Source organism: Micromonospora sp. NPDC023633 (assembly GCF_040640035.1).
Taxonomy (GTDB): Bacteria; Actinomycetota; Actinomycetes; order Mycobacteriales; family Micromonosporaceae; genus Micromonospora.
Genome location: NZ_JBFABB010000208.1, coordinates 1 through 7,020, shown reverse-complemented (window position 1 = coordinate 7,020; position 7,020 = coordinate 1). Strand labels below are relative to the sequence as shown.

At 72.9% G+C, this 7,020-nt stretch carries 6 protein-coding genes and 1 tRNA gene; all 7 read left to right on the top strand.

All coding sequences use genetic code 11. The annotated features are described in order from the left end of the window. Positions 1 to 272 precede the first annotated feature (272 nt). The 7 genes from AB0G13_RS33270 to AB0G13_RS33240 all read left to right on the top strand — a co-directional run bounded on the left by AB0G13_RS33270 (position 273) and on the right by AB0G13_RS33240 (position 6,464). The gene (locus AB0G13_RS33270) at positions 273 to 1,196 is read left to right on the top strand and encodes an AAA family ATPase (protein WP_121397670.1); all 924 of its coding nucleotides are present in this window, start codon (positions 273 to 275) and stop codon (positions 1,194 to 1,196) included. Positions 1,197 to 1,249: 53 nt separating this feature from the next. Further along, the gene (locus AB0G13_RS33265) at positions 1,250 to 2,251 is read left to right on the top strand and encodes a ScpA family protein (protein WP_357883216.1); all 1,002 of its coding nucleotides are present in this window, start codon (positions 1,250 to 1,252) and stop codon (positions 2,249 to 2,251) included. Further along, entirely contained in the window at positions 2,248 to 3,192 is a 945-nt protein-coding gene (scpB, locus tag AB0G13_RS33260; protein ID WP_357883213.1) for an SMC-Scp complex subunit ScpB, read from the top strand. Before AB0G13_RS33265 ends, scpB begins: the two co-directional genes overlap by 4 nt. After that, a complete protein-coding gene (locus AB0G13_RS33255; RefSeq protein ID WP_121397673.1) occupies positions 3,179 to 3,949 on the top strand; it encodes a pseudouridine synthase in 771 nt (256 codons plus the stop codon). The genes scpB and AB0G13_RS33255 overlap by 14 nt, the downstream gene beginning before the upstream one ends. A gap of 159 nt (positions 3,950 to 4,108) precedes the next feature. Continuing rightward, entirely contained in the window at positions 4,109 to 4,789 is a 681-nt protein-coding gene (cmk, locus tag AB0G13_RS33250; protein WP_357883210.1) for a (d)CMP kinase, read from the top strand. Then, complete coding sequence (gene der / locus AB0G13_RS33245) at positions 4,786 to 6,189, top strand: ribosome biogenesis GTPase Der (protein WP_357883207.1); 1,404 nt, start codon at positions 4,786 to 4,788, stop codon at positions 6,187 to 6,189. The genes cmk and der overlap by 4 nt, the downstream gene beginning before the upstream one ends. A 201-nt stretch (positions 6,190 to 6,390) precedes the next feature. Next, positions 6,391 to 6,464: transfer RNA gene (locus tag AB0G13_RS33240), tRNA-Pro, on the top strand. The last annotated feature ends 556 nt before the right edge of the window (positions 6,465 to 7,020 follow it).

Here is a 7,020-nt window from a genome sequence, read left to right as displayed (position 1 = left end):
GGACCCCGGTCCGCTCCGGTGGCCGCCGGCCGGTTCGCGCGGCGCGACGGCGCCCGGGGCGGTGCGCGGTGGACGCCGCCGACGGCTGGCCTGGTCGGCGGGGCGGCGACACGCCGAGCGGGTGCGACCGGGCCGCCGGGCGGTGGCGTACAGTCGGCATCGGCGCGGACCTCCTGGGGCGATGGTGATGCGGACCGGGGTGCGCAGCGGCGCCGCGAAGGACGTCGGACGGCTCCGACGCCGGGTGGTCGTCGGGAGGGGGCAACGAGCACATGGCTGGCAACGGTGACCGTGCCGAGACCTGGACGTCGGAGCTCCGCGAGCAGCAGGCCACGCTCGGGGCGGATCTCGGTCCGGCGGATCCGGCGGCATACACGATGCGCAAGCCGATTCCCGAGCCGATGCCGACCGACCGGCACGGCCCGGCCCGGATCATCGCGATGGCCAACCAGAAGGGTGGCGTGGGCAAGACCACCACGACCATCAACCTGGGCGCCGCGCTGGCCGAGTACGGCCGCAAGGTGCTGCTGGTCGACTTCGACCCGCAGGGCGCCCTCTCGGTCGGGCTGGGGGTCAACCCGCACAACCTCGACCTGTCGGTCTACAACCTACTCATGCAGGACGACGTCACCGCCGAGGACGTCCTGATCAAGACCGACGTGGCGGGGCTGCACCTGCTGCCGGCCAACATCGACCTCTCCGCGGCCGAGATCCAGCTGGTCAACGAGGTCGCCCGGGAGATGGCCCTGGCCCGGGTGCTCCGCTCGGTCCGCAAGGAGTACGACTACATCCTGATCGACTGCCAGCCCTCGCTGGGCCTGCTGGCGATCAACGCGCTGACCGTGGCGCACGGCGTGCTCATCCCGCTGGAGTGCGAGTTCTTCAGCCTGCGCGGCGTGGCCCTGCTGCTGGACACCATCGACAAGGTGCGCGAGCGGCTCAACTTCGACCTGGAGCTCGAGGGCATCCTCGCCACCATGTACGACAGCCGCACCACCCACTGCCGGCAGGTGCTCCAGCGGGTGGTGGAGGCGTTCGGCGACAAGGTCTACCAGACGGTGATCACCAAGACCGTCAAGTTCCCCGAGTCCACCGTCGCCGGTGCCCCGATCACCACGCTCGACCCGGCCTCGTCGGGTGCCCGCAACTACCGCCAGCTGGCCCGCGAGGTGATCGCCGCCCAGGCCGAGCGGTAGGCCGGGATGCACCTTCGCGCCGAGCCGTCCGGGGCGTGGACTACGGTCTCCCGGTGACCGCCCCACCCCTCGACCCTCCGACGACGCCGGAGCAGCCGCCCGTACGGGCCGCCGAGGCCGTCGCCGAGGTGCCGACGGACCCGGCCGGGGTGCCCGAGGCGGCGGCGGAGAGCGGTGGGTTCACCGTCCGGCTGGCGAACTTCACCGGCCCGTTCGACCTGCTGCTCCAGCTGATCGGCAAGCACAAGCTCGACGTGACCGAGGTCGCACTGCACCGCGTCACCGACGAGTTCATCGCCTACATCCGCGCGATGGGCGACCAGTGGGACCTGGACGAGGCCAGCGAGTTCCTGCTCATCGCCGCGACCCTGCTGGACCTCAAGGCGGCCCGGCTGCTGCCCGCCGCCGAGGTCGAGGACGAGGAGGACCTCGCGCTGCTGGAGGCGCGGGACCTGCTCTTCGCCCGGCTGTTGCAGTACAAGGCGTACAAGGAGGCGGCGGCGCACATCGCGGCGCTGGAGGAGGTCGGCGGCCGACGCTATCCCCGCGCGGTCACCCTGGAGCCCCGGTACGCCGAGGCGCTGCCCGACCTGGTGCTCGGCATCGGCCCGGAGCGGCTGCTGAAGCTGGCGATCCGGGCGATGACGCCGAAGCCGGTGCCCGAGGTGTCCATCGCCCACGTGCACATGGTGCGGGTCAGCGTCCGGGAGCACGCGGCCATCCTCACCGAGCGGCTGCGCCGGGCGGGCACGGCCACCTTCTCGCTGCTCTGCGCCGACTGCGAGGCCACCCTGGAGGTGGTGGCCCGGTTCCTGGCCCTGCTGGAGCTCTACCGGGAGGGCCTTGTCGCCTTCGTCCAGGAGCAGGCCCTGGAGGAGCTGACCGTACGCTGGACCGGTCCCGCCGACGGCGGCCCCGACCTGCACATCGACGAGTACGCGGGCGCCCCGCCCGAGCCCGCCGAGCCCGCCAAGGCGGCCGGGCCCGCCGAGTCCGCGGAGTCCGCCGAGTCCGCCGGGCGACCGGACGGCGATCAGGGAGGAGCAGAGGGATGAACAGCGACGAGCGCCGGGACTCCCTGGCCGACCAGGCGGCCGCCTGGGTGCCTCCCTGGCAGCGACCCACGGCCCCCTCCGCCACGCCCGACGCCGACGATCCCGGCGAGTCCCCGCCCGCGTCGGCTCCGGAGCCACCGCCCGCGGAGCCCCTGAACCCGCCGGAGCCCCCGGGGCCGCCGGTGCCTGCGGAGTCCCTGAACCCGCCGGAACCGGGGCCACCGGCGCTCCCGGAGCCGCCGCGGGCGCCGGGGCCCGCCGGGATCGCCGAGGGGCCCGCGGCGGCGGACGTGCCGCCCGCGCCGGCGGGGGAGGGCCCGGGCGGCAGCGGGCCGGAGAAGGCGCCCAGGGCCCGGCGGCGGGCGACGCCCGTGCCCGAGCCGGCCCCGGAACTCGACGACGCCGAGCTGCGCGGGGCGCTGGAGGCGATCCTGCTGGTGGTGGACGAGCCGGTCAGCGAGCTGACCCTCGCCCAGGTGCTGGAGCAGCCCGCCGAGCGCATCGGGCCGGTGCTGGACGAGATCGCCGCGGGCTACACGGCCGCCGGGCACGGCTTCGAGCTGCGCCGAGCCGCAGGTGGCTGGCGTCTCTACACCCGGCCGGAATACGCCACCTACGTGGAACGGTTCGTACTGGACGGGCAGTCCGTGCGACTGACCCAGGCCGCGCTGGAGACACTGGCCGTGATCGCCTACAAGCAGCCCGTCACCCGGGGGCGGATCTCCGCCATCCGGGGTGTCAACTGCGACGGGGTGATCCGTACCCTGGTGTCCCGCGGGTTGGTCGAGGAGTGCGGCACCGAACCGGACAGCGGGGCGTTCCTCTACCGGACCACCACGATGTTCCTGGAGAAGCTCGGGCTGAACAGCGTCGACGACCTCCCGCCGCTGGCCCCGTTCCTTCCCGACGACGTAGAAGAGCTTGCCGATGCCACGCGATGACCGCACGCCCCGCCCCGACGCGCCCGCCTTCGAGGGGGCCGAGCGCCTGCAGAAGGTGCTGGCCGCCGCCGGTGTGGGCTCCCGGCGCGCCTGCGAGGACCTGATCTTCCGCCGCCGGGTCACCGTCGACGGCCGGGTCGCCCAGCTCGGCGACAAGGTCGACCCCGCCACCGCCGTGATCCACGTCGACGGCGAGCGCCTCGTCGCCGACACCCGGCTGGTCTACCTGGCGATGAACAAGCCCCGCGGGGTCGTCTCCACGATGGCCGACGAGAAGGGCCGCACGGCGCTCGCCGACTTCCTCGGCAACCGGGTGGAGCAGCGGGTCTACCACGTCGGGCGGCTCGACGCCGACAGCGAGGGCCTGCTGCTGCTCACCAACGACGGCACCCTCGCGCACAAGCTGATGCACCCGTCGTACGGGGTGCAGAAGACGTACCTCTGCGAGGTGTCCGGGCCGATCCCGCGCAACCTCGGCAAGCGGCTGATGGCCGGCGTGGAGCTCGAGGACGGGCCGGCGAAGGTCGACTCCTTCCGGGTGGTGGACACGCTGGGACGGACCGCCCAGGTGGAGCTGAGCCTGCACGAGGGGCGCAAGCACATCGTCCGCCGGCTGCTCGGCGAGGCGGGCCATCCGGTGAGCCGGCTGGTGCGTACCGCGATCGGGCCGATCCGGCTGGGCGACCTGCGCGCCGGGCGGACGCGGCGGCTGACCAACGCGGAGGTCGCCGCCCTGTTCAAGGCCGTGGGTGACTGACCCCCGAGTTCGGGGTACGGCTGCCGGTAGGCTCCCTGGCGGCCCGGCGCCGGCGGCGCCCATCGCGCGGAGCACGACGCCGGGCATCATTGAGAACGTTTGGACAACCGCTCGCGGCACATCCGGTGTTTCGTGAGGTACGGGCTGAGGAGGACGACGGTGGAGGAAAACGAACGGGCCGGGCGATGCGTGGTCGCTGTGGACGGGCCGTCCGGTTCGGGTAAGTCCACCGTCTCCCGGCGGCTAGCCGTCGGCCTCGGTGCCCGCTATCTCGACACCGGCGCCATGTACCGCGCCATCACCTGGGCGGTGCTGCGCTCGGGGGTCGACCTGACCGACGTCGAGGCGGTGGCCAAGGTCGCCGGCGAGGTGGACCTGCGCATCGGCACCGACCCTCAGGGCTACGGCGTGACCGCCGACGGCGTGAACGTCGACGCCGAGATCCGCGGGCCGGAGGTGACCGGGGCGGTCTCCGCCGTGGCCGCCGTGCCGGCGGTGCGCACCCTGCTGGTCACCCGGCAGCGCGAGATGATCGCCAATGCCGGCCGGATCGTGGTCGAGGGTCGCGACATCGGGTCCGTGGTGGCCCCGGACGCCGACCTGAAGGTCTACCTCACCGCCTCCGAGGCGGCCCGGGCCGCCCGGCGCAGCGCCGAGGACGCCACCGACGTCGCGGCGACCGCGGCCGACCTGGCCCGGCGGGACCGGCTCGACTCGACCCGCAAGGCCGACCCGCTGACCCAGGCCGCCGACGCCGTGGTGCTGGACACCACCGAGCTGGGCATCGACGAGGTCGTCGGGCGCCTGCGCGACCTGCTGACCGATCGGGGAGTGGCATGACCGAGACCGACGGGTGGATCGAGCTGCGGGAACCGGACGTCGACACCGAGGAGCCGACCGGTCCGCAGCCGGTCGTGGCCGTGGTGGGCCGCCCCAACGTGGGCAAGTCGACCCTGGTCAACCGGATCATCGGTCGCCGCCAGGCGGTCGTCGAGGACGTCCCCGGGGTCACCCGGGACCGCGTCCCGTACGACGCGCAGTGGGCCGGCCGGCAGTTCACCGTGGTGGACACCGGCGGGTGGGAGCCCGACGCCAAGGACCGGGCCGCCGCGATCGCGGCGCAGGCCGAGACGGCGGTCGCCACCGCCGACGTGGTGCTGTTCGTGGTCGACGCTATGGTCGGCTCGACGGACGTGGACGAGGCGGCCGTCCGGATGCTGCGCCGCAGCGCCAAGCCGGTGATCCTGGTCGCGAACAAGGCCGACAACACCGCCATCGAGATGGAGGCGACCTCGCTGTGGTCGCTGGGCCTGGGTGAGCCATACCCGGTGTCGGCGCTGCACGGGCGCGGTTCCGGCGACCTGCTCGACGCCATCATGGACGCGCTGCCGGAGGCCCCGAAGATCGTCGAGAACCGGCCGCGCGGCCCGCGCCGGGTGGCCCTCGTCGGCCGGCCGAACGTCGGCAAGTCCAGCCTGCTCAACCGCTTCTCGGGCGAGGAGCGGGCGGTCGTCGACTCGGTCGCCGGCACCACCGTGGACCCGGTCGACAGCCTGGTCGAGATCGGCGGGGAGACCTGGCAGCTGGTCGACACGGCGGGCCTGCGCAAGCGGGTCGGCAAGGCCAGCGGTACCGAGTACTACGCCAGCCTGCGGACCGCCGGGGCGATCGAGGCCGCCGAGGTCGCCGTGGTGCTGTTGGACTCCAGCGAGCCGATCAGCGAGCAGGACCAGCGGATCCTGTCCATGGTCACCGAGTCCGGCCGGGCGCTGGTGATCGCCTTCAACAAGTGGGACCTGGTCGACGCCGACCGCCGGTACTACCTGGACAAGGAGATCGATCGCGAGCTGCGCCGCATACCGTGGGCGATCCGGCTCAACCTGTCGGCGCAGACCGGCCGGGCGGTCGACAAGCTGGCGCCGGCGCTGCGCAAGGCCCTGGCGAGCTGGGAGACCCGGGTGCCGACCGCGCAGCTCAACTCGTGGCTGACCGCGCTGGTGCAGGCGACCCCGCACCCGGTGCGTGGCGGGCGGGCGCCGAAGATCCTCTTCGCCACCCAGGCGGGCGTGGCGCCGCCGCGCTTCGTGCTGTTCACCACCGCTCCGCTGGACGCCGGCTACCAGCGGTTCGTCGAGCGCAAGCTGCGCGAGGAGTTCGGCTTCGAGGGCAGCCCGATCGAGATCTCCGTACGCCCCCGCAAGAAGCTCGGCCCCGGCGGCCGGGGCAAGGCGCACGGCTGACCCACCGCACCTGAAAAAGCCGGGTGGGAGCACGCTCCCACCCGGCTTTCTCGCCGCCCACCAACCCACCCATCCTCCTAGGAAGCTCTAGGGGAGGTGTGCCGGACGACGCGTTCCGGTACGGGAGGGGGCAGTGCGGACGGCGCGAAGATCCTGCGCTAAGCTGTACCGGCTGTCGCGGGGAGCACCGCGCGGGAGCATCGGGACGTGGCGCAGCTTGGTAGCGCACTTGACTGGGGGTCAAGGGGTCGTCGGTTCGAATCCGGCCGTCCCGACAAGGTGTAACAGCAGGTCAGAGGGCTGATCCGACACATCGGGTCGGCCCTTCTGGCTTCCTGGGGACCACGGCGGTCAAGTGCGCCGGGCCGGTAGCGCATCTTGACCGCTGGTCAATGTCAGGTGGCTACCCGGGTCATCTGCCGAGTTGTTCGTTTTCTGGATCAAGGCGGCCCGCAAGCGGGCCGCGCCGGCCGCGCTCGGCCTGCTGGCGGCGCAAGCGCCGGCATTAGCCGGCGCGCCGGCCAATTAAGGGCATGCCTCTGGCGGGGCCAGACGACTCCGAGATGGAGTTACCGAGCGGTTCCGGTTCGTGGGTGGTGGGATGCCATCCCGCCAGCCACCGACCCAGGCGAGCCGAGCGGACCAGGGCCGGGGTGACATGGTCGTTCGTCCGGTTGGCCGCTCCACCTTGTCACCCCGGCCCTGGCCAGCTCCACCAAGGTGTGGGTCGGCGGCGGACAGTGAGGATGGTGGGGTGGGTCGCCGGGTTGGTCTGACTCACCGGCAGACCGACGCTTGCTGTCTTTATCCCGATTCGTCGGCCGACTCGGT